Raw genomic sequence first — 25,809 nt, 5'->3', positions numbered from 1 at the left:
ATGTCTTCTATTTATACACTCTTCTCGTTATTTTTCAAGTGATAATACTGGTAAGTTTGCGCTAATACTGTTGTATTTTTCAGGGTCAATGCCTTTTAAATTCCCGTTGTACCCTGTAATTGTTCTACGGTAGTTTAATAGAATTACGGGTGGGTCATCACTTAACTCTTTATATAATTCTTTATAAATAGGTTTACGTTTTTCAATATCAACTGTCTCAATACCCTTTTTAATTAACTCATCTACTTTCGCATTTTTATAACCAAGGCTCTTCTCATTGACACCAGACAAATATTCACCAGCTGTTTCACTCGGATCACTTGTAATCGGTGTCGAAACAGAAGCTAAATCATAGTCACCTTTATTTACCTTCGAAAGCATAGTATTAAAGTCCATAAATTCAGGGTTAAATTCTACACCTATTTCTTTATAATTCTCTTTTGCAATTGGAATTAATAAATCACTATCTTTAGCCGAACTTGGGCCGAAATAAGAAAGCTTTAATTTTTGACCATCTTTTTCACGAATTCCATCCGAACCAACTTTCCATCCAGCTTCATCTAATAATTTTTTCGCTTTTTCTTTGTCGTATTCATATTTATTAACTCCTTCTTCCGTATAAGCCCAAGAGGTTGGATGAATTGGTACATTAGCTACCGTACCGTATCCTTTCAATGCTGTATCAACATATTTTTTACGATCTAATCCGTAAATAAGTGCTTGACGAACCTTTTTATCCTTTAAGTACGGCTTATTATTATTCATATAAATATAACTAAATGATGCTGCTGTTTCGATTTGGATATTTGCAAATTCTAAAGTCTTAGCCTGTTCAAGAACTTCGTCACCAGTACCTAGGCCAGTGTAGTCAACCTCACCTGTTTGGAATAATTGAAGCTTCGTATCACCAGAAGTAATTTTATAAATGAAGTTTGGAATTTTTGGTTTACCCGCATAATAATTTTCATTTGCTACAAATCGAACTTCTTGCCCTGGGATATACTTTTCAAATTTATATGGACCCGCAGCTATCGGTTTTTCATATAACGCTTTTAAGTAATCTAAACTTGCATTTTGTTTATAATCTTTTCCATAATAAGCTTTTGATAACACCTCTCCACCTAAAGCTGTTAGTGCCTGTGAATTAACTTTTTCAGTTGTAATTTTAATTGTCTGTGGATCAACAACTTGAATTCCTTCAATAGAATTTGCTTTTCCTTCTTTATATTCTTTACCGCCTTTAACAGCATATTGAGAAATGTCTTTGTCACCTTCATATGCCTTATCATGTAAAAGCGTCAATGTGAACGCTACATCATCTGCTGTTAATGGTGAACCATCGCTAAATTTCAAATCTTTACGTAAATGGAATGTATATGTTAACTGATCAGAGGAAATATCCCACTTCTCAGCTAATTCTGGAGTTGGCTTTCCTTGTTTATCTGTAGATACAAGAGATGCAAAAATAACTGAAGTGACGTTTCCATCCCAACCATTTTGTTGGAAATATGGTAAAAATACGCCGCCTGGTTTACTAATACCAACTACTAACGTATCTTTTCTATTCTTCGCTTTATCTGGTACTTTCGTCTTATCTGTCGCAGCAATCTTTTCAACTTTTATATTTTTTAAATCTTGCTGTTTAACTGGTTCTGTAGAAGCCGTATCCTCCTGTCCCCCGCAAGCAGATAACACAAACGAACTACTCAGTAATACTGAAAATAAACCAGCCCATTTTTTTGTCTTTTTCTTCATTGTCCCCACCCTAACTTTTTTTTAATAATTACACCTTATGAACTGCTTGCCTTATGTATGCCTCCCACAGCAACATTTTATAGCCAATCGGAAAAGTCGGTTTTTAACGTAAAAAAAGATGTTTTTGAGGGGTAACAATCTTATTCCGACTTTTCCGGTAGACTTTATGGTTATCAGCTTATATCTTTCAGTATATTTTGTCAATTATTTCTATATAAATATTTTGAGAGTTCTCCAAAAATTATTGAGCAATATTCAATTTAGGTAAACTTAACAATATACCATTATAGTTATCTTCTTGTAATCCTTGAATTCGTGCGTTGTGAGCAGAAACGACTTTACTATTGTTTAAGAAAATAACAGGTGGATCCTCACTTAACTCTTGATATAGTTTTTTATAGATTTCTTTTCGTTTTTCAATATCCAATGTTTCTAATGCCTGCTTAGCTAATTCATCTACTTTCGGATTATGATATCCATCATAATTACGCTTACTTGTCGAAACAAACTCCTCAATTGTTCCGCTCGGATCATCAATCATCGGTGTGGAGACCATTGCTAAATCATAATCTCCTTTAATTACCTTGGAAATCATCGTATTAAAGTCCATGTATTCAGGGTTGAAATCTACCCCAATTTTTTTATAATCCTCTTTCATAACGGGAATCATCACATCATTGATTTTACTTGCAGAAGAGGCAAAATAACTTACCTTCAATTTTTGGCCATCTTTTTCACGAATTCCATCTGAACCAGCTTTCCAGCCAGCTTCATCGAGCAATTTCTTCGCTTTTTCTAAATTATATTCGTATTTATTGATTCCTTCTTCTGTATACGCCCACGAAACTGGTGTAATTGGTACATTAACAAGTGAAGCATAACCTTGGAAATACGTATCAATTACTTTTTGGCGCTCTAATCCGTAAATAAACGCTTGGCGTACACGTTTATCTTTAAAGTAGGGCTTCTTATAATTCATTTTAATATAGCCGTAAGAACTTCCTGTATACACATTAATATTAGCGAAACCTAGATCTTTTAATTGCTCAATCGTTTCCGCATTTGTCGTGAAGCCATCATAATCTACTTCTCCCGCTTGAAATTGTTGCAAATTCGTATCACCTTTTGTAATTTTATAAATAAAGTACTCAATCTTCGATTTACCTTCAAAATAATTTTCATTTGCTACAAAACGAACTTCTTGACCTGGAATATATTTATCTAGTTTATAAGCTCCTGCTCCCATCGGTTTTCCGTATAACTCTTTTAAATACTCTAAATTTCCTTGCTTATATTCTTTACCGTAATAAGCTTTTGATATAACTTCTCCACCAATTAACGATAATGTTTGGGCATTTACCTTTTCAGTTGTAATCGTAATTGTTTTCGGATCGATGACTTGAATCCCCTCAATAGATGTAGCCTTTTCTTCTTTATATGCTTGTCCCCCCTTTATTGCTGTTTGACTTATGTCCGTTGCACCACTATAAGTTGGATCATGCAGTAACGTTAATGTAAATGCTACATCATCCGCTGTTAACGGTGAACCATCACTAAACTTTACATCATCGTTCAAATGAAACATATATGTAAGCTGATCCTCCGAAATATCCCACCTCTTCGCTAGAATTGGGATTGGTTTCCCCTCCTTATCCAATCCAACGAGAGGAGCAAAGATAGCTTGTGTTATATTACCATCCCACCCATTTTCCATAAAATGCGGAAGGAATATCCCGCCAGGGCTCGGCATTCCCACTACAAAGGTATCTTTTCTTTCTTTTGCCTTTGCTGGACTTTTTGCTTTGTCACTCGCCTTAATAAACTCATCTTTTACTTTCGGCATCTTTACTGCTTCATTTGTACTTTTCTCTTCCTTAGCACATCCTGCTAATAAAACCGATGTACTAAGGAATGTAGCAAGTAACCCTTTCAAAGCCTTTCGCATAATTCTCACCTTTACTTTCCTGTTTTTTAATTAAGAGGTAACATAACGCCCCTTTCTGTAACTATCTTTATTTTACCTATAAAAATAGTGCGAATTAATTTTAAGATTATTCCTTTCCAATAGTCATGTCAATCCTTGCTAATTGTTTTCTCTCAAAAAAACAAAAAACACCTTCTATTACCTAATAGCCACGCATAGAATAATAACAATTAACTACCAAAAAGGGGGCGAAAATATGGACAACCTATTCCAATATGTCCTGCACTATGTATTATTGACACTCATGATAGTCGGGGCGTTATTACTATTCCCTTTCTTCCCAAAGTTCGTCCTCTTTTTAGCTTTTTTTATTATGCTCGGGATCGCTATTATAATTTCAACGAGAGAAGATGCCACACAAAAAGAAAGCAGAGTTCAGCGCGTAAAGCTGTGAACTCTGCTTTCTTTTTTCAGTCATAACGTATTCTTATTAAACCAATTACGAAAAATACTCCCGCAAATAAAATGAGTATACCAATATATCCTCCTATATCTGCTAATGTACCTCCCCTTACAATTAACTCAGTAAAGCCACGCATCGCCCACGTTTGCGGAACAAAATTTGAAGCCGCTTGCATCCATGAAGGCTCAATTTCAATTGGCCAATAAAGACCACTAATCATACACGTTGAAATTACAACGATATTCCCTAGTGCGGACTGCTGTTCTGCTGTTTTCACGATACTTGCCAATAATAAAGCTAGACCAATAACCGCTAATAGTAATACTGAAACGAGTGTAATAACCCCTAATAAATTTCCCCACTGCACATCAAATAATAAATGCGTTAATATCATTAAAACACCAAATTGAATCCACCCTATTAAAAAGAAGGAAAGGATATATCCTGCTAGTATTTGAATTTTTGAAACTGGTGCCCCTAATAAACGAGACCAAACACCAAGTTGTCTAGCTTTCAAAATAGTTCCCGTCGCACTTAACATGACAATCATGACGAATAGAATTGAAAAACCTGTAGCTCGCCCTGTAACGTTATTTAACTTTTGATCATCGTGTAAAATCGATTCTTTTTGAATCGAAACAGGATCTATTTTTGTATAAATTGTTTCATACATCGTTTCCCACGAAGTGTTACTTTTCTTCTCAAAATCTCTTGCTGCACTAACTTCTATCTCCATCTTTTTTAATGCACTTGCTAATACTTGCTCTACAGAAGTTCCACCCGTAAAATCAGCACTGGCTTGAAATTGAATATTTTCTACTTTTCCATCTAGCATACTCTTTTGAAAATCTTTCGGAATGATGATTATACCAGATGATTTCTTGTCTTCGATCCTCTGTGTCCCTTCCCTATACATTACCTTTTCTATAGAAATTAAATCGCTTTTCTTTATTTCCTCATAATACTTGCCAGATAATACAGAACCATCTTTATCTACTAAACTAACATTTACTTTCTCATTCCCACTTCCGCCTAAAAGTCCACCGAAAATGAGTGTGAAAATAATAGGCATTCCAAACATGAGTATATAACTTTGTGGCTTAATTAAAATTTGTTTTAACTCTAGCCAACAAAGCGCCCAAACCTTCTTCATCATTTCCCCTCCTATCTCGTACGTAAACGTAACGTTCCAATCATAACGGAGATAATTCCTGCACTACATAAACTTAAAATGACAGGGAATAGCACATCCCAAGATGTTCCCGACATAATATTTAAGAAGCTCGTAAGTGCCCATTTATTCGGAGCAATATTCGCAACTGTTTGAAGTGTATCGGGAAATACGTAAATCGGTAACATTGATCCCCCTAATATAGCTAGTATTTGAATACCGATTCCCCCCATTAAATCTGCTGTTTTTTCCTCACGAATAAAGGCTGCAATTAACATGGATAAACCAGAAACACAAATTGCATAAGAAATCCCCAACACTACTATTTGAGACACGTCTTCGCCCCATTCCACATGAAACATAAAGTGTGTAGCAACTATAAATATTCCAAGTTGTACACAGGCAAATAGTAATGTACCTAAAAACTTCCCAAATAAAATTGAAAATGAGCTCGTCGGTGTACTGAACAAACGCGCCAACGTTTCAGTTCGTTGCTCTGTTACAACTGACTTTGCACCTACTGTTATGTTATATAGTAAAAACATGACTAACATTGCTGCTGCATAATATTGCATGGCTACAACTGTTTTTTTACCTATCGTTCCTTTTTGGATGTTATCCACACTTGCAGTTGCTATCGTCTGTAGGCTTCCACTTACTTCTTTTGCAACTTGTGCTAGATCACCATGCTGAGATTTTGCTAATTCTGTTACAACACTTTTAGTAGATACTGCGACTGTTTGAACACGTTCCGAAAAAGAGCGGATCATTGACTCGGCAATTTTTGCTTGTATATCTTTTGATGGGTCTATAAGTACCGTTGGTTCTTTTAATTTCCCATCTTGCACTTGTTCGCTCCATTTATTTGGGATAACAATTCCTACATCTATTTTCTTTTCCTTTAACATATCTTCAAGCTCTTCCCGAGAGTTAACTACCTTTACTTTCACATCATCTTTTATTTCTTTAGATTGCAATACATCTTTTTGAAAGACATCTGCAAACTCATCCGTTCCCTCTTGATAATAGCCAATTACTGTTTTCGGTAGTCCACCACTATCAAATACATTACTTAACGCTGAACCTAAAATCGCTGTTAATAAAAGCGGCATAATTAACATCATCATAAAGCCGCGGCGATCAATTAAACGGATTTTCAAATCTTTCCATGCAATAATGAAACTTTTCATCTCACACTAACCTCCTTAATCACGCAGTGAACGTCCTGTTAATTGTAAAAAGAGTGCCTCTAAATTCGGTTCTTGTACTTCCAGTTTTAAAATTTGAGCGTTGTTCTCAACAACTACGGAAACAACTGTACCAATTGCCTCGCCACCATTTAGTCCAATGTCAATTGTGCTAGTATCTTCGTCAAAAATAATCCGCTCAACAACAGGTAGTGCTTTCAACTTTTGTAGCAGTTCCGTACTATAGCGATTTAATTGTAATTTCACTATAAACCCATCTGTCAGACGATTACATAACTCTCTTTTCGTTCCTAGTGCAATTACCTTTCCATGATCAACGATGGCAATTCGCTCACATAAATACTCAACTTCTTCCATGTAATGACTCGTATAAATGACCGTCATACCTTTTTCATTTAACTTTTTAACAGTCTCTAAAATATGATTTCTCGATTGCGGATCAATCCCGACTGTCGGTTCATCCATAATTAATAACTCTGGTTCGTGCATAAGTGCTGCACCAATATTAATACGCCTTTTCATTCCACCTGAAAATGTTTCAATTTTATCTTTTCCCCGATCCTGTAAACCGACGTAAGCTAACACTTCCTCTGCTCGCTCTTTTGCAACTTTCCCATTTAAACCGTACATCTTTCCCCAAAAAATCAAATTTTCCTTCGCTGAAAGTGTCGGATACAGCGCAATGTCTTGCGGGACAATACCGATTTTCTTTTTCGCTTCTAATGGATACTCTTTTACAGATTTCCCACCAACTTTTATATCACCACTATCGTATGGAATTAACCCACAAATCATTGATATCGTCGTTGATTTCCCCGCTCCGTTTGGTCCAAGCAATCCAAATGTTTCACCTTTTTTCACTTCAAAAGAAACATTCTTTACGATTTCCTTCTTGCCAAATGATTTCGTAATATGATCTATGACTAACATATTGATTCAGCCCCTTTGCATTCATCTATACTTTCATTGTAGAAAAATATCTTCTTCTCTCCATCACCCTTGAGATAGAAATACAAAATAAAAAAGCAGCAAATTCCGCTGCTTTTTCATACTTATATATGCCAAAAGTCATGTGTATGTCGTAATACCATACCTTACTGCGTATATTGCTGCTTGTGTTCGATCTCTCAGTTCTAGCTTACTAATCAAATTAGAAACATGATTCTTTACAGTTCCCTCTGTAATGAATAACTTTTCAGCAATCTCTTTATTATTTAAACCAAGCCCAATTTCCCTTAAAACACCCACTTCACGCTCAGTTAATTGTTCTAGTTGTTTTGGCAGGGGGCACTCTACTGCTACTTTTGTCTTTTTTAATTCCTTTACAATTTGCGCTGTTATATCTTGAGGAAGCACAGCACCTCCACCGTGTACCGTTAAAATGGCTTGAACGATTACATCCGTCTCCATGTCCTTCAATAAATATCCGCTCGCTCCTTGCTCTAATGCTCCAAAAATAAGCTCACTATCACTAAAAGTCGTTAACATAAGAACCTTTATATGAGGAAACTGTTCTCTAACTAAACGAGTTCCTTCAACACCATTCATACGAGGCATCCGAATATCCATCAAAATAATTTCAGGCTGTAATTGTTTCACCTTTTGTACGACTTCATCCCCATCACTAGCCGTCCCTACCACTTCCAGTTCCGGACGTAAATTTAATATCATTGCCAATCCATCACGAATCAGTGATTGATCATCAACAATCATAATTCGAATCATAACGCTCCCCCTATTATCCATGTTTTTTCTCGCAGTGGGAATTCGATTTTCAGGCGAAAACCTTTTTCTATTTCACTCTCAAATTGAATGCTTCCACCATGCTCCTCCACACGTTCTTTCATATTAAGCAGCCCAAACCCAGGGCTTACTTCATTGGCTCCCATACCATTATCGGAAATACATAACTTAACCTGTTCCACTGAGCAAACTAAACTTACTTCACATAAACTGGCTTTCCCGTGACGTTTTGCATTCGTTAAAGACTCTTGCATAATACGAAGCAACGTAGGCTGTAGTGACAACGGAATCACAACCGGATCCCCTTGTAATTGAAAAGATACTTGTACTTTCGTCGCTTTAGAATATCCATGTAACATTTCTCGCATATTCTCTATTATATTCCCTAGTTTACTTTCTTCTTTTAAGGCATGCACAGAAGCTCTTACTTCTTGAAGTGATTTTCTAGCTAACCCATGACATGTATGTAAAACCTCTTCCGTAGCGTCCAATTTTTGTTTCCATAAAGCCTCTGCCAGTTGCAACTGAACAAGTAAAGCAGTCATATTGTGACCGACGGTATCATGAATTTCTCGGGCAATATCATTCCGTTCCCGAACAGCTGTCAATTCTTCCACCTCTTTAGCATATAGCCGTAATTGTTCATGTGCTTCTTTTAAAGCTGTATGAGATAATGCTAATTCCCCATATTGCTCATCTACCATTTGCCTAGCAGCTGTAAGTTTTTTTATTAAGTTTCCAGCTAAAGCACTAAAAATGATAAACATAAAGTTAATTGCATTACTCTCCAATTCCAAACTCCCTGTATGTTGGTACGTATGCATTATATTTATAAACCAACAAAGAAAGAAAAAAGCGATGAAAAAATAAGTCATACTTTTACGCCAATCATGAATAAATAATCCTACCGCATCAATTCCAAATATAATTAAATACAAACATGTCTCGGGAAATAAAAATCCTAATAATGCTGTGACAATACCGTTTGCGAGCAAGGTATAAAAAATGAGTTTCCTACTCTCTTTTGCTTTTACAAGTAAAATATGATTCACAATATAAATGAAAAGTGCAATACCGACAAAAATTTGTAAATTTGCTGTTTCACGTGAAACATGATTTGCGTAAACGAAACAAATCATAACGATTGTAGCAATCCGCGCGTATCCTAACATAAAATTCTCCTCACATTTTAATAACCTAAAGTTCGTCTCGTTATCGCATCAACAAGAAAATTATACCAATTTTTCCTCTTTCCTTATAGAAAAAAGAACAAGCCCTCCCTCAAAACATGAGAAAACAACTTGCTCTTCCATTCTATTTTCTTTACCCCACAATATTCTCTAACTCATTATATAACTCCGCTCGTAAAAACTCTTTTTTCGTTTTTTCTTCATACAATTGTTCAAGCATTTCAACATCAACTACATGTTCCATTTTACATTCAAGTGCATATATATCTTCTTCTATATGCACTAACTCGCTTTCAACTTCCTCTAAATTCCTAGCCTTCTTCTTTTTTATAGGCATTACTTCTAACGCTCTATTCCCTTGCTGTTGCTGTTGCTGCTTCTGTTTTGCTACTTGTTTCTCAATTCTTTCTTCCCACTTTTGACGAGCCCATGCATAGTTCCCTGCAAACTCAAATAATTTGTGCTCATCAATCCAATATGTCTTTTCAAACAATTTATTTAAGAAATAACGATCATGTGAAACAGCTAAAATCGTCCCGTTATATTGTTCAAGGGCTTCCTCTAAAACTTCCCTTGATTCAATATCAAGATGATTCGTCGGTTCATCTAAAATAAGAAAGTTAACATCTTGATACATAAGTTGCGCGAGTCTTAGCCTCATTTTCTCTCCACCGCTAAGTTGCGTTACTTTCTTAAAAACAGCTGGACCATAAAATAAAAATCGCGCTAATATATGTCTTGCTTCTCCCTCTGTTACAGCTACACAATCTCTGAAAGCTTCCAATACATTGTTCTTCATATTCCCGTACGCATGTTGCGATAAATAACCGATTTTCACACTACTACCAATCCGAATTTCACCAGCATCTTGCTGCATTTCTTCTAGTAGTAGTTTTAATAACGTAGTCTTTCCTGTACCATTACGTCCAACGATAGCTGCGCGCTCCTGAAAACGAATATGCAAATTTGCTTTCTCAAATAAAGGTCGTTCAGCAAATCCTTTACTCACTTCTTTCATTACAACAACATCTTTTCCGCTTCTCTCTTGCCCTTCAAACTGAAGTCCCATCTGTTTTCTATCCAAAATGGGTCTCTTTAGTTTCTCTATGCGCTCTAATGCACGTTCCATATTTCTGGCTCTCTTATGCAATCCTTCATTCGGCGGATTCGCTTGATTTGCCCATTCACGTAGACGCTTAATTGCTTCTTTCATTTTCTTTATTTTCTTTTGCTGTTCTTGATACGCTTGAAATTCTTGAAGCAACCTTTCTTCCTTTTCCTCAACAAACTGTGAATAGTTCGTATGATATACGTGAATTTCTCCATCTTCTAAATCAAAAATTTTCGTTACAACTTCATCAAGGAAATAGCGATCATGCGAAATGACCATAACTGTTCCTGTATACTCTTTTAGAAATTGTTCTAACCACTCGACTGCAAATAAGTCCAAATGATTTGTTGGTTCATCTAACAAAAGTAAATCTGGTTTCTGCAATAGCATATACGCAAGGCTTACTTTTGTTTGTTCTCCACCACTTAACTCCATAAATGATCGAGGAAATAGTTCCGTCACCTGTAGACCATTTGCTACCTTCATAATATTCGCCTCTATTTCATAACCACCGAGAAACGCGTACCTTTCTTGAATTACTCCGTATCTCTCCATCAATTTTTGTAAAGCAGATGATTCCTGTTCTTCCGCCATATTTTTTTCTAAAGCATGCATTTCTATCTCCAACTCTTTTTCCTTTTTAAAAGCGGAGCTTAATACATCATATACATTCATTTCATTATTGAATTTTGGAATTTGTGCTACATGACCGATGCATGTACCTTTCTTCATATGAATGGCTCCTGCATCCAAACTCTCCATTCCTGTTAGAAGCTGAAAGATAGTTGTCTTCCCACTACCGTTACGACCAACTAATCCAATACGTTCTCCATTCTTTATTTCAAGCGATATATTTTCAAATATGATGTTTCCACCAAAAGATTTCTTTACATTATTTACACTACAAATTGTCATTTTCCGTACTCCTTTCAATATAAAAAACCATGGGAAAGAAACATTCCCCATGGTTTTTGGCATAGAAAAAGGAAGCCAAATAGCTCCCTTTTCACACGTTTATCAAAAATGGGTGAAGAGACTTCTATCGTTCAATAGCTACTATGCAATTGTTAAAAAAGGGCATACGTATCCCGTTAACAACTACATCATGAAAAATCGCACGACAAAAATAGATATAATCTAAAAATTTGGCACGCGCAGCTAAAGAACGTTTCATCTCATTCACCCCTTTCGTACGGAATTTAATACTTACTTCTTTATTATACTTTCCCATTTCATGTTTGAATAGTCATTTTTCTGAAAATAATGAAGATAGACTAAACATTTCAATAAGTGACATCCAATCTTACAAAACTGTTATGTTCACGTAATGGAAAGCGATAGTACGAAAAGATGCCTCCCTATACAATAAAGATATAAACAAGAGAGACAAAAACAAGGAGGAAACAATCATGATGAAAGAACTCGTAAAAGCGATCTTTGAGGTATTAGTGAACGGACAAGCAGTTGTAAAAGAACTAAACGAACTATAAAAAGGAGTGAAGGAATATGATGAACATGGTGAAAATGGTTTTACACGCTTTAATCGATGCAAAAGCAGTTAGCCAAGAATTAAACCAACAATAAAAAGGGGTATATGAATATGAAGAAAGCCATTATTGTAATCGCAAGTACAGCAATTGCCTTATACACAATAAAAAATAGAAAAAAGAAACAAGATGAAAATGCTCTATATTATCCATACACACTATTAAAGAAAAAATAAAAGACAAGGTACCCTATTGCAATGAGGATATCTTGTCTTTTATTTTTCCCTATTCCCTTTAAAGGATTTCCTTCTCCTTTTCCCGAATGTATTAAGCGGGATTTTTACATATATTTTAAAGGGGCATATATACAAATGGATACACAACAACTATATTTTTTAAACGATATCGGTAAACAAAAACCAGAAAGTATTCGGAACAGAAGCACTACATGTCCTTTTTGTGACAGAGAAAATTTAACGGATATTTTAGCAACTGAGGGCTCTATTATTTGGTTAAAAAATAAATTCCCTACATTAAAGGATACCTTTCAAACCGTGCTAATCGAAACAGATAATTGCGAAGACCATATCGCAACATATACAGAAGAACATATGCGAAAACTAATTCATTTCTCTATTCAACATTGGTTAAATTTACAGGAAAACGAAGACTTTTCATCTGTAATTTTATACAAAAATCATGGTCCGTTTTCAGGTGGGAGTTTGCACCATGCACATATGCAAATTATCGGAATGAAACATGTAGACTATCTTAAAAATATTGATGAAGCAAATTTCCAAGGGGTAATTGTTCAAAAAAATGAACGCATTGAACTCAACATTTCAGAGCGTCCTATTATCGGCTTTACTGAATTTAATATCATCATTGAAGATATTGCATTTATAGATGAAATGGCCAATTATATTCAGCAAACCGTACGTTACATACTGACAGATTTCCACAAAGGGTGTAGTAGTTATAACTTATTCTTCTATCACCTAAATGGAAAAATCATTTGTAAAGTTGTTCCTAGGTTTGTCGTTTCACCGTTGTATGTAGGATATAAAATACCGCAAGTTTCTACAAAACTAGAAGATGTGAAAATACAACTAGTGCAGTATTTCACGAGAGAAAAGGATGAAATTATTCATAAAAAAACAGAGTAGGTATAGAAAACCTACTCTTTAATTACACCTTTATTTCGATAGTATACATCCTCTAATCCGATATTATACTTCATATTGTTATCCGTCCACTCTGGTCCTAAATTCCCTGGCCATCCAGATGTATTCGCTATATATTTCAGTAATGCAAAATCAGTCAAACCTTTTTGCACCCCGCGCTTATATCCTTTCATTAAATGCGGCATTGCAATTTGCGCATTTGTACGCGGATCTTTCAACTCTTCATCAGTTAAATGCTCTGGTGCAAGCCCACCACCGCGGTGTAATTGAAACAATCCGAATGAAGTTCCGTTATCTCCAACACTTCTTGGATTTAACCTACTTTCATGTTCGGCAATTGTAAGAGGTATCCATTCTGGAAGGTTTACTTTCTTTGCTTCCTCTATAATAATTTGTTTCATCTGTTTTGCTTCCTCTGAATCAACATAGCTTGTCTCATTCATTAGTTTATCCATTCCTTCAGACTTTCCTTGGAAATATAAATACACTCCAAGAACAACTAAAAATCCTACAAAGAATTTCTTCACTACCTCTACCTCTTTCTCCGCTGAAATTTGTCCCCTTTCAGCCTTCCCTTTACAATTACCTACACTCTATCGTTCTCTTACTCTTCCATCATAGCAAATAACTATACATATTTTCATCATGCTTTAGACCGATTTTGCGAAAAAACAGTTGGTAAATACGTGCAAAAATGTAACTTACATGGACTACAACTTATTTATTGTATATAATTGTAAATTGAATTCTATATAGACTAGGAGCATATATAAATGAAAAAATTCCTACTACTCTTTTTTAGTATTTTACTACTCATTCCTATACACACATCTGCGCAAACATCATCCAAGCCAAAAGTACTTATTTTGTATAGTACAGAAGACAACAAAATTACAAACAATGTACAAATCCTTAATACTCAGTTAGGGCACTTTACAAAAGATATAACAGTAAAAAGTTTAAACGAGGTAAATGAAACCACTAACTCATCTTCTTATACACATATTGTTTATATCGGAGAGAAAAAAGAAGATTTTTCTACTGAAGTAAAACAATTTCTAGAAAACTTCTCAGGTCCAGTATTAGTTTTAGGACAAAATGTTAAACAATTATCTAATCGTTTTTCTTTCATTACCTCGAAAGAAACCGATATACGAATTCACACTATAGAATATCCGACTAACCAGTTAAAAAATGAATTACATGAAGAACGCTTAATGAAGAAAGTTGAAACAAAAGGAACAACTCTTGCTTACGCCTTGAGTACTGATGGAACTCATCCGTTAATCGTTCAGCAAGGAACATCCTATTATGTCGCAACTCCAAACCTTTTTGATTGGATGTCTCATTACGTCGGTGAAATGCTATTTTCTTACTTCGAACAAAAGCCTATGACAAATAAAACTTCAGCTTATTTACGTCTTGAAGACGTTCACCCAGCTGTAGATGTAAAGCAATTAAAAGAAATTGCTGAATTACTAAAAGAGAAAAAACTTCCTTATATGATTACCGTTATCCCTGTTTACAAAGATCCCAACACAGGAAAAACAGTACATTTAAAGGATAACTCTGAATTAGTCAATGTTTTACGCTTTATGCAAGATAACGGCGGTTCTATCGTTATGCATGGTTACACTCATCAGTTTTATGATAGTGAAACTGGTGAAGGTTTTGAATTTTGGGATGTAAAAACAGATCAACCAATTCGCCAACCAAACCATGAAAAACCAAAGACAAAAGAAGATTTTCAGTCTACAGAAGACTACAATAAATACATAGAAAAAGGAAAAGCCTTCGAAGAAAAATATACTAAAGATCATATTGAAAAAGGGATTACAGAGCTTGTAGGAGCGAAATTATATCCAGTTGCCTTTGAAGCTCCTCACTATACAATGTCTCAAAAAGGATATGAAATACTATCACAATATTTTTCAACTTATGTAGGACAACTACAACTAAACGATACAACTTGGAAATCAATGCACTCACCGGCTTATATAAGTACACCGTCATTTTTACATGGGATGAAATTAATTCCTGAAACTGTTGGCTTTATTGAAGAAGATAAGCCACAAGCTATAGCAAAAATGAAAGAACGTGCTTTATCTGTCGAAAAATTATCCGATGGAATTATCGGTGCATTTTATCATCCTTACTTGGGCGTTACACCATTAAAAGAAGTATTAAACGAACTAGAAAATATTCCAAACATAGAGTGGATTGATTTACAAAAAGAAACGAATGAAGTAAAAATGAAAGATATTCATATTACTACTAATAAAGACGGCATTCACGCTGAAAAGCCAACAAGTGCGAAGGACATAATTGATTATATAAAACAATATGGGTTCTTCCTTATAATTGGGTTCATTATAATTGTCTTTCTTTTATTATTAAGACGTGCGAAAAAATTAGAGTCATAATAAAAACACCAAGCGAGATGCTCGGTGTTTTTTTTAACCTAAATCGAAACGTGGCATTTTATTAACAACCCATTGATTATTTTCATAAATAAATTCTACTTCTACTTCTTCCGTTACATTATCATAATCGTTATATGTTTCTACCTGCGCTTCTATCTTTCCGTCCTTTAACTGAGCTGAAAGAATTTTTGTATATTTAGTCCCCGCTTTCGCCCCTGGATCTCCAATAACATAATGCATCGTTCCATTTAATTCTTTAATATACTCACTCTTCATGTATTCTGCTATAAATTGTTTTGAAAAGTACGTAGATAGTGTAGTCTCTAAAGCAGCCTTCGTATTATAAGTAGGATTCACTAATTCTCCATATGAGAAATTCCCCATTCGTTTTGGGCTTCCTGTTAGTGCCGCTATTTGAATATTAGTAAGTTCCTTTTGCGCATTCAATACTTTCTTTAACATAACATCATCCGCTAACTTCTTATCTTTTGCTTCGTTTGATTTCTTCGTATCCAGATTCAGAATAGTTCCATTATCCGTATAGAGATACATATCTCCTGCTACAAAATATAAATAGGATTTAGTCGGCTCTATTGCTTTATTATAAATTACCTTTTCATTTCCACCATTAATTTTCTTCTTATACACTCCATCATTTTTCAAATAATAAAAAGTATCACCTTTCACATTCATCTGCAAGGCATCCTTTACCAATAACTTTTCATTATTTTGTTGAGTGTCTATCTCATATATACCATGTTCAGCTTGATTCGCTTCAAAAGGTAACGAAAAATCAACAACAGCGTATAATTTTTCATTATTATAAGTCGCACTAGATATTGTTGCATACTTTTCTTTTGACCAAGTTTGACTGTCTTTTGTCACTTGTGTTCCACGATTTTTATTCCAATGTAGAATACTATCGTCTATCGTCCTGGACCAGCCAGAGTTTTTAAATGCAGCTTCCTCTTCTTGTCCTGTTTTCAAATCCATTTTTACAATCCCTACAATATCAAAACCACCATGTTCAGAATACTTTTTCGGGTAAAATAACGTTTGGTCTTTTATATAAACATACTTTGTATCTGCTTTTAACGTATCCAGCTTTTTAGAAGATATATCATACTTCATTAAAGAAGATAATCCCGCATTTCTATCTTCATCCGTATGAATAAAATATAAAGATTTGTTTTTTATATTTATGTAAGAAGCATTCACGCCTTTTACTACAAGCTCTGATGTTTGAAATTGATCCTTCGTACGATAAATGCCTCCTGTATTTTTATCACCATTTACCGCATAGTAAATCCATCCATTACTCTCTGCCATTTTTCCTTTGTTAGAACTATTTCCAACCGCATTCCCATTTTTCTCATTTTCTTTCATCTGTTTTTCAACTAATGGATCAATTTGTTCTTCCTTATTTTCTTGTGCTACGTTTGTATTTGTCACCTTCTTTTCTGATTCGCACCCAAACATTGCAAGCGAAAGCGCCCCGGTCATAATCGTAATAGCTATCTTTTTATATGCTTTACCCATTTTCTCCCCCCTGCTTCCTTCATTAAATTAAACACAACATAAATTATAGAAAATATTAGAAAAAGTATCCATAATAAAAAGGATAAGAGTGACTCTCCTATCCTTTCAAGTAAAATTGAATTGTATTTTCGTATATTGTTTCTGTAACCTTATCAATGGATATATTTTTTATGACACTGATTTCTTTTAGTACTTCTCGAATCATCTTTGGGTGCGTCATAACATCTTTCTGAAATTCCCACGGCCCATCTGTTTCTACCATCATATATTCAAGCGGATAATACGAAACGATCTTTCTAATTTTCTCCTTATGTAAAACATCCGGTGTGATAGAAATATAATAACCGTTCCTCATCATCCGTTTCATTGTCTCTTCACTTCCTTTAAACCAATGGAAGTGTGCACGTGAAACTTTATATTCTTCAAGTAAATCACATACAGTGTCAGCATCTTCATAAACCGCATGCAGTATAATTGGTAAATCGTATTTACTAGCTAGTTCAACAAACTCTTTTAACACCGCTATGTATGGATCGACAGCAATATTTTCATCTTCTTTCCTTAAATAATATGGGAGCCCCACTTCACCAATCGCAACGATGTCCTCTACATGATCTTCAATTAATTTATAAATTTGCTCACATTCCTCTTTATGAATCGGTTGCTCTGGATGAAAACCTATCGCTGGCTGCACAAAAGGATATCGCTTTGCTAAAGATAAAGTTTCTAGACATGATTGATAATTCATAGATACTGCAATAAGCCCTTGTATCTCTTTACTGTTTTCCACATCTATAAGTAATCTACTTTTCTCTTCATTCTCATATTGATCAACATGTATATGGCTATCAATCCATTTCATCTTTATGCCCCCATAAAAAAAACAAGAAAGGGTCTCCCTTCTTGTTTTATCATCTATATTAGTTAACAATTAAATTTGTTATTATATCAAATAATCCAATACATACTATGGCAACAGTAAAGTAGCTACAGAAATCTTTAATTGGAAACTTCACTACTTCTTCTTTACGCATCCCAGTTTTCTCCCTTCTTACTATATCCCTAATTATTTTTTATCTATTTGTATCTATTATGCAAAAAATATGACAAAATTACTATCGAATTAACTTACGTAAACCTTACAATATTGTAAGGTTTTAAAAAAACCCTCATCTTAAGCTAAGATGAGGGCTATTCAAAGTTAGTTGGTTTTTCGTTCTTCATTAACATTACAAACAGAAAGTAATACAGTGAGACTTTCTAATTACACTATATGAAATTCACTATCTATTAACCATCGAATTACATTACAGAAGGCTTACATGTTTGTAAGCTATGTGTAATGTAATTCGATAGTTTCCTTTACCTACATCTCGTACAATAAAGTTAGAAAGTAAGCCAAATAAGAAGAACACTCACATAACCAAATTACATTGCTAGTAGCTACTCTTCTTATACCTTTCACTCATGCTACTACAATGTACCCCCTTCCCCTTTATATAATAAAAAAATCCTTAGTCCATATGGACTAAGGATTTTTCATGCACTCCAAAATACCCCTACCTAGTATTTTTATTTTCGACAAAAAATAGGCGGGGGTATAATTCGCTATCTCATCGTTAAAAGTTTACTCTTCGCATTAATAGGAATATTTACAGCTTCAATTTCTTCAATCGCCTCGCCGTAGCGTCCTTTTGCGTACACTTTTAATGCTTCATCTCTCTTTAACATATGCTTAACAGTCTTCTTTATTTTTTGTTCTTTTCCACGTTCGTCAAATGCAATAAATTCATATTCATACCATTCATCACCAATATGCTGACCAATTGTATTCACAACCGTATAATATTCTTTCGTCTTATAAAGTGGATTATATTTATCGATAACTGGTCCAAGTTTTGTAGGCAGTAACATTACTACTATCACTATCATCGCTATTATAGTAGTGATCATTTTTTTCTTCATACTAAACATTCCTCCTCTGCAGGATATATATACATCCATTTTAAAAAGAAGGAATAAAATCTACTATTGAATCTCATTACATTACACTTACATTTTTGTAAGAATTAAAAAAGGCGAACGAATTTACTCGTTCACCTTTTAGCTCGCTTTAAAGCCACCACCAAGTACATCACGTACATCGTGAATAACAACGAAAGCATCTTCATCAACTCTACTAATAACTTGCTTTAACTTAACAAGCTCTTGTTTATTAATAACGACATATAATACTTCTTTATTTTTACCAGTATATCCGCCGCGTCCTTCTAATACAGTGACACCGCGTGTCATGTTTTTCGTAATAGTCTCTCGAATTAAGTCTGGTTGATTCGAAATAATCGTAACAGCTGTTTTTGTATCCATACCTTCCACGATGAAATCAATCACTTTCGCTCCGACAAATACAGCTACAAGTGTATACATTGCCTTTTCTTGTCCTATTATAAATACAGATCCAGCAATTACAACGATATCAATAATAAGTACGCCTTTTCCGACGCTCCAACCTAAATATTGATTTGCTAACCGCGCTAAAATTGCCGACCCTCCTGATGTACCTCCAGCTTTGAACATACATCCTAATCCGATACCTACAAATACACCAGCGAATAAAGCCGCTAATAATGTATCACTATTTACTTGATACTGAATGTGCTCTGTAACATATAAAAACAAAGATGTTTCCACAATACCTATAATTGTGTAAACCATCGTTTTCTTATCAAAAAATTTATAACCTACAGCTAATAAAATTGCATTTAAACCAAAATTTACAATTCCTGGTGACCAATCAAATAAATAATAAGTAACAACCGTTAGACCGATGATTCCACCTTCTGATAAACGGTTTGGAATTGCGAAGTAATTAATACCAATTGCAAATAGTAATGAACCGATTGTAATTAATGCGATTTCCTTTATACGTTGATTAACCATAGTTCATCCCTCCCCCCATTTGACATTGTATCACTATCTCCTAGAGGTTTAGAAGTGGTTTTTATTACGCAATTCTTCTCATAACAGTAAGGTTATTATGTTTAAACACACGCCTGATTAATTATTCATATTTGCTCGAACTGTACGAGCGAAGCGTTCCACATTACCTTTCTGAATATACTTAGCTGTCACCGTTTCCTGCTTGCAAGTAAATACTAAATGCGGATGAGAATTTATGTCGTCTATATGCAAATACGAATACTCTTCAAATGTTGCAGGATAGTAAGGAAATTCCCCGTAAAAAAGGAGACGTCTAGTAGTAGCAACAAAAATCCCATGCCGATATGATAAGGTAAAATCATCTTTCTCAAATATACCTATCACAAATGCTAAAATTTGTTCATCATCCTCTACATATTTTTTCATACTTAATAAAAGCTCATTCATGCATATTCCTCCAAATTCTATTCATTGTTTTAACACTTGAAAAGAATCCATGGATTATTACAGACCGGTGTAACTCTTTTATAAAGTATGAAACGGGTTTCTTGTCAAAGACATTTCAAAAAATAATCCGTTATGTGATTATACACATAACGGATAAATACTAAACCGTGGAGCGTTCCACAAGTTTATACGGAATTTCCATCTTTTCTTGTTTAGAACTCTCATCACTTACTTGCCTGTAAAACATTTCAAAAGCCGTCTTACCTATTCCCTTTAAATTTTGGTCAATGGTTGTCAGTTGTAAAACTTGAGAAATCGGTTGATTATCAAAACCAATAATTGCTAAATCTTCAGGAACTTTAATACCTAATTTTTCAACTTCTGTCATGATCCCAATAGCAACTTCATCCCCTGCCACTATTAATGCTTCAGGAGGATTCTCCATCTCCTTGAATTGATGTGCAACTCTTACACCATCTTCTAATGTAAAGCATTCTGTGAAAATCCGATCTTCCATCACTTCTTCATCTATTAATTGTAACTGTTGTTTATAAGCATCAAAACGTTTCTTACTACTTGGCCCTAACTTTCTTCCCGTACAATATCCAATCTTCTTATAACCTTTTTCAATAAGGTAACTCATCCCTAATTGAAAAGCATTAAAATGATCTGTATATACACTCGATATGCTTTCAATATCATTATCCTCACAAGCAATAACCGCCCCATACGCTGCATACGGCTCTATAATTTCCCACTCATTGGCACGAGAACAAATGATAAGACCGTCTAGTTGCTTTGTTTTCAACATATGTAAACTTTTCATTTCTTCTTTTTTATTGTAATTCGTTTGACAAAGAAGTACTCGATAGTTGTGAGCTAATGCGACCTCCATCATTCCACCCACCATCGCATCAAAACACGGATGATTAATATAAGGTAAAATCACACCAACAATATTCGTTTTCCCTTTTGATAAATGAACAGCATTTGCATTTTGCGAGTAATTCAATTTCTCAACTATTTCTAAAACAACTTTCCTTTTTTCTTCGCTTACATACGGATGATCATTTAATACCCTCGAAACAGTCGTAACTGAAACCCCAGCCATCTTTGCAATCTCTTTAATATTAGCCATACACTCACCTCTACTTTTAACTTAATAAATCACATGAACATATGTCAAATCTTCTCCTCATGACACCTTCATTCGTTTTTCTTACAAAAGTGTAATTTTCCTGTAAGCTAATTCGATAGTGACTCTCCGCAACATTTCATATAATTAAGTCAGAAACAGGGCAACAACCATTTGAAAAGGAGCGGATCTATATGATGAACAAAATGAAATCAAACAATTTCTTAAATACAATGGGCATGGTATTTTCCGCTCTTATCGATGCAAAAGCTGTTGCTTCTACATTAAACAAGTAAGGAGAATACATTATGAACAACATCACTTTTAACAAATTAGATTTTTTAGGACTTGCTAGCGGCTCAGTTCTTCTTACTGCTTTCATTTACGCTGCTACGCTTATATAACTTTGTGTCCCCTTTCCCCTTTATATAAATAATAATAGAAAAGACGACCGTCTATGCCCGGTCGTCTTTTCTTACTTTTAATTTGGCTGTAAAACTTCCTTTAGTTCTTCAAACTTTGCATTTAATTCATCTGTCATCATTTTCATAGCCGTTTTTCGATCTATTTGTTCTTCAGCATCAATTTGAATTGGATCTCCAAAAACTAATTGCGCTTTTTTTCCTTTTATCAATTCTTTTATACTTGATGGGCCAATATAAGCTGCCGGTACTAACGGAACGTTAGAACGCATTGCAATCGTAACAGCCCCAGCTTTTAATGAAACGTCTTCTGATGATCTCGTCCCACTTGGGAAAATCCCTACTACTTTTCCCTCTTTTAATAAACGCGATGGAATTTTCAATGTGCTTGGCCCTGGATTCGCACGGTCTACAGGGAACGCATTTACATTTTTAAAAAACCAATTTTTAAATTTACCTTCAAACAATTCTTTTTTTGCCATGTAATGAATTTGAGTTGGATACATTCCTGCAGCTAACATTAAAACATCCATAAAACTTGTATGTGTGCACGCAACAACGTAAGGGCCACCTTCCGGTAATTTCTCTCTCCCTTGTACTTCTACTTTCCCAGCTGTTTTAAATATATATTTCAACGAAAATGTAATTAGTTTATACATTTGTTTCGTTCCTTTCTGAATATCCGAAGTATAATCATTTTCTTATAACGATTATAACACTAAGTTTTAGGAGTTGGTAATAAAAATAAGTATTTATTGTTAAATTTCAATTCTTACAAAAGTGTAATTTTCTTGTAAGCTAATTCGATAGTGACTCCCTCCACTATCTTATACAATTAAGTCAGAAAGTAACAACAACCATTTGAAAATGAGCGGATCTATATGATGAACAAAATGAAAACGAACAATTTCTTAAATACAATGGGCATGGTATTTTCCGCTCTTATCGATGCAAAAGCTGTTGCTTCTACATTAAACAAGTAAGGAGAATTTATAATGAATAACATAACTTTTAACAACTTAGATTTTTTAGGATTAGCTAGTGGCTCAGTTCTTCTTACTGCTTTTATTTACGCTGCTACGCTTATATAAACTTTGTGTCCCCTTTCCCCTTTATATAGAAGAAGACGACCGTCTATGCCCGGTCGTCTTTTTAAATTTTTCTTTCCTTCAATTCTTTTAAAAGCTGTATCAGTTCAGCTTGTTGTTTTATATTCTTACGACCATTTCGATTAATTGCTGCAAGCTCGCAGGCAACTCCAGCAGCAAAAAAAAACAATAAACTTTCTAACATATAAAATCCTCCAGTTGCCTATTAAACAGCTTGACGCAATTGCTCTTCTTGTAAAACTTGTTTATTTATATTTTCTTCTTTTCTCTGACAAACATTATTACGAATAAGCGCTGCAATAACAAATAATGTTCCTACAATATCAAATGTTGTTATTTTATACCCTTGCATCATCATAATAACTAACGTAGTAATTGGCACAAAGTTAATAAATAAAATACCATTAATTGATGATAAAATTTTCACACCGTAGTTCCAAGCAAGTAGTGCTACGATACCTGGTAATGTCATCATAAATAACAAATCATACTTCACAACAGAAATCGTTCCCATGCTTGGAACTGATACATATCCAAGTGACGTAATGATTACAGTTATAATTCCTGTGACAGTTGTACCAAATACACATGTCAACGTAGAATAGCGTAATGTTGACCAATCGCTACATGTTTGACCACCCATCGTATAAATAACCCAGCCTACAACACCAACAAATATAAATGCTAGTGAAAACATGTTATCTTTCAATGTTAAAAAGAAACTCATGTCACCTTTCGTAATAACAAACACTGCTCCTACAAAAGCAATACACATGCTCGTTATCATATACTTTTTCGGTTTTATATTTTTATATCCCCATAGAATACAAATGGAAATCATCGGCATAAGCGCCTCCATAATAGAAGCTACCATTACACCTGATTTTCCCATTAACATTTGCCCTAGAAAAATTAATACATTATATACGGTAAACGCCATCGTTCCAAAAAAGACGAGTAACTTTCCTCTTCCTTCTAAACGAAATGCTTTCTTTCCTTCTTTCATTAACAATAATACAATCAGCACTATTGCTACCGCTCCATAGCGAATAAGTGAAAAATAAAATGGATCTATGTATTCTAGTGCATGATCAGCAACAGGAAACATTGCTCCCCATGACATACTTGCAATTAAACATGCCAACGCACCTATTATCATTTGACTTCTTCTCACCGCAATCCCCCACTTCTTTCTATTTGCACAAAGAGAATTGTAAAAGAAAAAATATATCACGTAAAATGATTCAAAATGATGTTAACTATCATTTATAATGATAGTTAACATCAAGGAGGAGCATAAAATGGAATTACGAGACTTACAAATCTTCCAGAGCGTTGCCGACCGCGGTAGTGTAAGTGGCGCAGCAAAGGAATTAAATTACGTACAATCAAATGTAACCGCACGTATTAAACAATTAGAAAACGAGCTAAAAACACCGCTCTTTTACCGTCATAAACGAGGCATGACTTTAACAGCTGAAGGTAGAAAAATGCTCGTTTATGTTCATAAAATTTTGCAAGATGTTGAAGAGCTAAAACAAGTGTTTTTAGATAGTGAAACACCATCTGGTATATTAAAAATTGGTACAGTCGAAACAGTAAGCACATTGCCGACCATTTTGTCTTCTTACTATAAGAGCTATCCAAATGTCGATCTATCATTACAAGCTGGTCTAACAGAAGAACTTATTAGAGAAGTAATCGATCACCAATTAGATGGTGCATTTATATCAGGTCCTATTAAACATCCATTAATTGAACAATACGATGTTAGCACCGAAAAATTAATGCTTGTTACACAAAATAAAGCTTTTCATATAGAAGAATTTACTACGACGCCCCTACTCGTTTTTAATCAAGGATGCGGATACCGTTCCAAGCTAGAACGGTGGCTTAAAGATGAAGGTTTGCTACCAAAAAGAATTATGGAATTTAACATATTAGAAACAATATTAAACAGTGTTGCACTCGGCCTTGGAATTACACTCGTACCACAGTCTGCTGTCCACCATCTTTCTAAAGCTGGTAAGGTACATTGTCATGCAATCCCTGAAAAATATGGTAGTATTTCAACGGTTTTCATACGCCGTAAAGATAGCTATATGACGAATTCAATGCGTAGCTTTTTAAAAACAATTGAAGAGCATCATCATATCAACATGCTTTGAAGGACATTCTTACACGAATGTCTTTTTTTCTTACAAAAGTGTAAGTCTTCCGTAAGCTAATTCGATAGTTGCAGGCGGCTATATTTCATATAATTAAGACATAAACCAGGGCAACAACAATTCGAAAAGGAGCGGATACGCATGATGAACAAAATGGAATCAAACAAATTTTTAAATACAATGGGCATGGTGCTATCCGCACTTATCGATGCAAAAGCAGTTGCAACTACATTAAACAAATAAGGAGAGATTATTATGAACATCATTACATTTAACAAATCAGACTTTATCGGACTTGCAAGTGGCGCAGCTCTTCTTACAGCTTTCATTTACACACTTGCTCAAAGTCTTATTTAACAATTCGTTTCCCCAAACCCCTTTAGATATAGA

At 34.6% G+C, this 25,809-nt stretch carries 27 protein-coding genes; 8 read left to right on the top strand and 19 right to left on the bottom strand.

The annotated features are described in order from the left end of the window. Nucleotides 1-27: 27 nt before the first annotated feature. Nucleotides 28-1,755 carry an ABC transporter substrate-binding protein gene (locus tag EXW56_RS01285; RefSeq protein WP_002202006.1) on the bottom strand — a complete coding sequence of 576 codons (1,728 nt, stop codon included), beginning with the start codon at nt 1,753-1,755 and terminating at the stop codon, nt 28-30. Between the two features lie 241 nt (nt 1,756-1,996). After that, entirely contained in the window at nt 1,997-3,700 is a 1,704-nt protein-coding gene (locus EXW56_RS01280) for an ABC transporter substrate-binding protein (RefSeq protein WP_215597130.1), read from the bottom strand. Nucleotides 3,701-3,935: 235 nt separating this feature from the next. Here EXW56_RS01280 and EXW56_RS01275 point away from each other — a divergent pair, with 235 nt between their 5' ends. Further along, nucleotides 3,936-4,133 carry a hypothetical protein gene (locus tag EXW56_RS01275; protein ID WP_000369263.1) on the top strand — a complete coding sequence of 66 codons (198 nt, stop codon included), beginning with the start codon at nt 3,936-3,938 and terminating at the stop codon, nt 4,131-4,133. 16 nt (nt 4,134-4,149) lie between these two features. Here the strand turns inward: EXW56_RS01275 and EXW56_RS01270 are convergent, their stop codons facing one another. The 7 genes from EXW56_RS01270 to EXW56_RS01240 all read right to left on the bottom strand — a co-directional run bounded on the left by EXW56_RS01270 (nt 4,150) and on the right by EXW56_RS01240 (nt 11,739). After that, on the bottom strand, nt 4,150-5,295 hold the full coding sequence (locus tag EXW56_RS01270) for an ABC transporter permease (protein WP_215597129.1): 1,146 nt from the start codon (nt 5,293-5,295) through the stop codon (nt 4,150-4,152). Between the two features lie 11 nt (nt 5,296-5,306). Continuing rightward, the gene (locus EXW56_RS01265; protein WP_002202009.1) at nt 5,307-6,503 is read right to left on the bottom strand and encodes an ABC transporter permease; all 1,197 of its coding nucleotides are present in this window, start codon (nt 6,501-6,503) and stop codon (nt 5,307-5,309) included. Nucleotides 6,504-6,518: 15 nt separating this feature from the next. Then, nucleotides 6,519-7,451 carry an ABC transporter ATP-binding protein gene (locus tag EXW56_RS01260; protein WP_002202010.1) on the bottom strand — a complete coding sequence of 311 codons (933 nt, stop codon included), beginning with the start codon at nt 7,449-7,451 and terminating at the stop codon, nt 6,519-6,521. Between the two features lie 138 nt (nt 7,452-7,589). Further along, nucleotides 7,590-8,246: a response regulator gene (locus EXW56_RS01255; protein ID WP_002202011.1), complete on the bottom strand. Its 657-nt coding sequence runs from the start codon at nt 8,244-8,246 to the stop codon at nt 7,590-7,592. Continuing rightward, nucleotides 8,243-9,436, bottom strand: coding sequence for a sensor histidine kinase (locus EXW56_RS01250; RefSeq protein WP_215597128.1), 1,194 nt, complete (start codon nt 9,434-9,436; stop codon nt 8,243-8,245). The genes EXW56_RS01255 and EXW56_RS01250 overlap by 4 nt, the downstream gene beginning before the upstream one ends. A 151-nt stretch (nt 9,437-9,587) precedes the next feature. Next, nucleotides 9,588-11,480, bottom strand: coding sequence for a ribosomal protection-like ABC-F family protein (abc-f, locus tag EXW56_RS01245; protein WP_215597127.1), 1,893 nt, complete (start codon nt 11,478-11,480; stop codon nt 9,588-9,590). 124 nt (nt 11,481-11,604) lie between these two features. Continuing rightward, the gene (locus tag EXW56_RS01240) at nt 11,605-11,739 is read right to left on the bottom strand and encodes an RAxF-45 family protein (protein WP_079999070.1); all 135 of its coding nucleotides are present in this window, start codon (nt 11,737-11,739) and stop codon (nt 11,605-11,607) included. A 420-nt stretch (nt 11,740-12,159) separates the two neighbouring features. Here EXW56_RS01240 and EXW56_RS01235 point away from each other — a divergent pair, with 420 nt between their 5' ends. Both EXW56_RS01235 and EXW56_RS01230 read left to right on the top strand, forming a co-directional pair. Further along, nucleotides 12,160-12,288, top strand: coding sequence for a hypothetical protein (locus EXW56_RS01235; RefSeq protein ID WP_002113401.1), 129 nt, complete (start codon nt 12,160-12,162; stop codon nt 12,286-12,288). Between the two features lie 135 nt (nt 12,289-12,423). After that, nucleotides 12,424-13,218, top strand: coding sequence for a DUF4931 domain-containing protein (locus EXW56_RS01230; protein WP_033716795.1), 795 nt, complete (start codon nt 12,424-12,426; stop codon nt 13,216-13,218). A gap of 11 nt (nt 13,219-13,229) precedes the next feature. Here EXW56_RS01230 and EXW56_RS01225 read toward each other — a convergent pair whose 3' ends face one another. Further along, a complete protein-coding gene (locus EXW56_RS01225; RefSeq protein ID WP_002202015.1) occupies nt 13,230-13,763 on the bottom strand; it encodes a transglycosylase SLT domain-containing protein in 534 nt (177 codons plus the stop codon). Between the two features lie 246 nt (nt 13,764-14,009). Here EXW56_RS01225 and EXW56_RS01220 point away from each other — a divergent pair, with 246 nt between their 5' ends. Beyond that, nucleotides 14,010-15,659 carry a DUF2334 domain-containing protein gene (locus EXW56_RS01220; protein ID WP_002202016.1) on the top strand — a complete coding sequence of 550 codons (1,650 nt, stop codon included), beginning with the start codon at nt 14,010-14,012 and terminating at the stop codon, nt 15,657-15,659. A gap of 33 nt (nt 15,660-15,692) precedes the next feature. Here the strand turns inward: EXW56_RS01220 and EXW56_RS01215 are convergent, their stop codons facing one another. The 6 genes from EXW56_RS01215 to EXW56_RS01190 all read right to left on the bottom strand — a co-directional run bounded on the left by EXW56_RS01215 (nt 15,693) and on the right by EXW56_RS01190 (nt 21,723). Continuing rightward, nucleotides 15,693-17,198, bottom strand: coding sequence for a DL-endopeptidase inhibitor IseA family protein (locus EXW56_RS01215; protein ID WP_002202017.1), 1,506 nt, complete (start codon nt 17,196-17,198; stop codon nt 15,693-15,695). A gap of 97 nt (nt 17,199-17,295) precedes the next feature. After that, nucleotides 17,296-18,060 (bottom strand): TatD family hydrolase, encoded by a 765-nt coding sequence (locus EXW56_RS01210; RefSeq protein ID WP_215597126.1) that lies wholly within the window; start codon nt 18,058-18,060, stop codon nt 17,296-17,298. 746 nt (nt 18,061-18,806) lie between these two features. Next, nucleotides 18,807-19,163 carry a YxeA family protein gene (locus EXW56_RS01205; protein WP_002202019.1) on the bottom strand — a complete coding sequence of 119 codons (357 nt, stop codon included), beginning with the start codon at nt 19,161-19,163 and terminating at the stop codon, nt 18,807-18,809. A gap of 138 nt (nt 19,164-19,301) precedes the next feature. Further along, the gene (locus EXW56_RS01200) at nt 19,302-20,138 is read right to left on the bottom strand and encodes a YitT family protein (protein WP_002202020.1); all 837 of its coding nucleotides are present in this window, start codon (nt 20,136-20,138) and stop codon (nt 19,302-19,304) included. A 117-nt stretch (nt 20,139-20,255) separates the two neighbouring features. After that, a complete protein-coding gene (locus EXW56_RS01195) occupies nt 20,256-20,585 on the bottom strand; it encodes a PH domain-containing protein (protein WP_002113391.1) in 330 nt (109 codons plus the stop codon). A gap of 160 nt (nt 20,586-20,745) precedes the next feature. Continuing rightward, entirely contained in the window at nt 20,746-21,723 is a 978-nt protein-coding gene (locus EXW56_RS01190) for a LacI family DNA-binding transcriptional regulator (RefSeq protein ID WP_002202021.1), read from the bottom strand. A gap of 305 nt (nt 21,724-22,028) precedes the next feature. Here EXW56_RS01190 and EXW56_RS01185 point away from each other — a divergent pair, with 305 nt between their 5' ends. Then, complete coding sequence (locus tag EXW56_RS01185) at nt 22,029-22,124, top strand: DUF3948 family protein (RefSeq protein ID WP_070127837.1); 96 nt, start codon at nt 22,029-22,031, stop codon at nt 22,122-22,124. Nucleotides 22,125-22,201: 77 nt separating this feature from the next. Here EXW56_RS01185 and EXW56_RS01180 read toward each other — a convergent pair whose 3' ends face one another. Then, nucleotides 22,202-22,801 (bottom strand): lysophospholipid acyltransferase family protein, encoded by a 600-nt coding sequence (locus EXW56_RS01180; protein WP_002113389.1) that lies wholly within the window; start codon nt 22,799-22,801, stop codon nt 22,202-22,204. A 336-nt stretch (nt 22,802-23,137) separates the two neighbouring features. Between EXW56_RS01180 and EXW56_RS01175 the strand changes: the two genes are divergently transcribed. Continuing rightward, nucleotides 23,138-23,233, top strand: coding sequence for a DUF3948 family protein (locus EXW56_RS01175; protein WP_080013759.1), 96 nt, complete (start codon nt 23,138-23,140; stop codon nt 23,231-23,233). A gap of 61 nt (nt 23,234-23,294) precedes the next feature. On the opposite strand, the gene EXW56_RS01170 is transcribed toward EXW56_RS01175, so the two are convergent. Further along, nucleotides 23,295-23,435: a YrzO family protein gene (locus EXW56_RS01170; RefSeq protein WP_199661708.1), complete on the bottom strand. Its 141-nt coding sequence runs from the start codon at nt 23,433-23,435 to the stop codon at nt 23,295-23,297. A 21-nt stretch (nt 23,436-23,456) separates the two neighbouring features. Further along, a complete protein-coding gene (locus EXW56_RS01165) occupies nt 23,457-24,425 on the bottom strand; it encodes a DMT family transporter (RefSeq protein WP_002202022.1) in 969 nt (322 codons plus the stop codon). 127 nt (nt 24,426-24,552) lie between these two features. Here EXW56_RS01165 and EXW56_RS01160 point away from each other — a divergent pair, with 127 nt between their 5' ends. Beyond that, nucleotides 24,553-25,419 carry a LysR family transcriptional regulator gene (locus EXW56_RS01160; protein WP_002113382.1) on the top strand — a complete coding sequence of 289 codons (867 nt, stop codon included), beginning with the start codon at nt 24,553-24,555 and terminating at the stop codon, nt 25,417-25,419. A gap of 255 nt (nt 25,420-25,674) precedes the next feature. After that, nucleotides 25,675-25,776 carry a DUF3948 family protein gene (locus tag EXW56_RS01155; protein WP_002202024.1) on the top strand — a complete coding sequence of 34 codons (102 nt, stop codon included), beginning with the start codon at nt 25,675-25,677 and terminating at the stop codon, nt 25,774-25,776. The last annotated feature ends 33 nt before the right edge of the window (nt 25,777-25,809 follow it).

The organism is Bacillus mycoides (genome assembly GCF_018742245.1).
Lineage (GTDB): Bacteria > Bacillota > Bacilli > Bacillales > Bacillaceae_G > Bacillus_A > Bacillus_A cereus_U.
The sequence above is the reverse complement of the archived record's forward strand: the minus strand, read 5'-3'. Positions and strand labels throughout refer to the sequence as shown.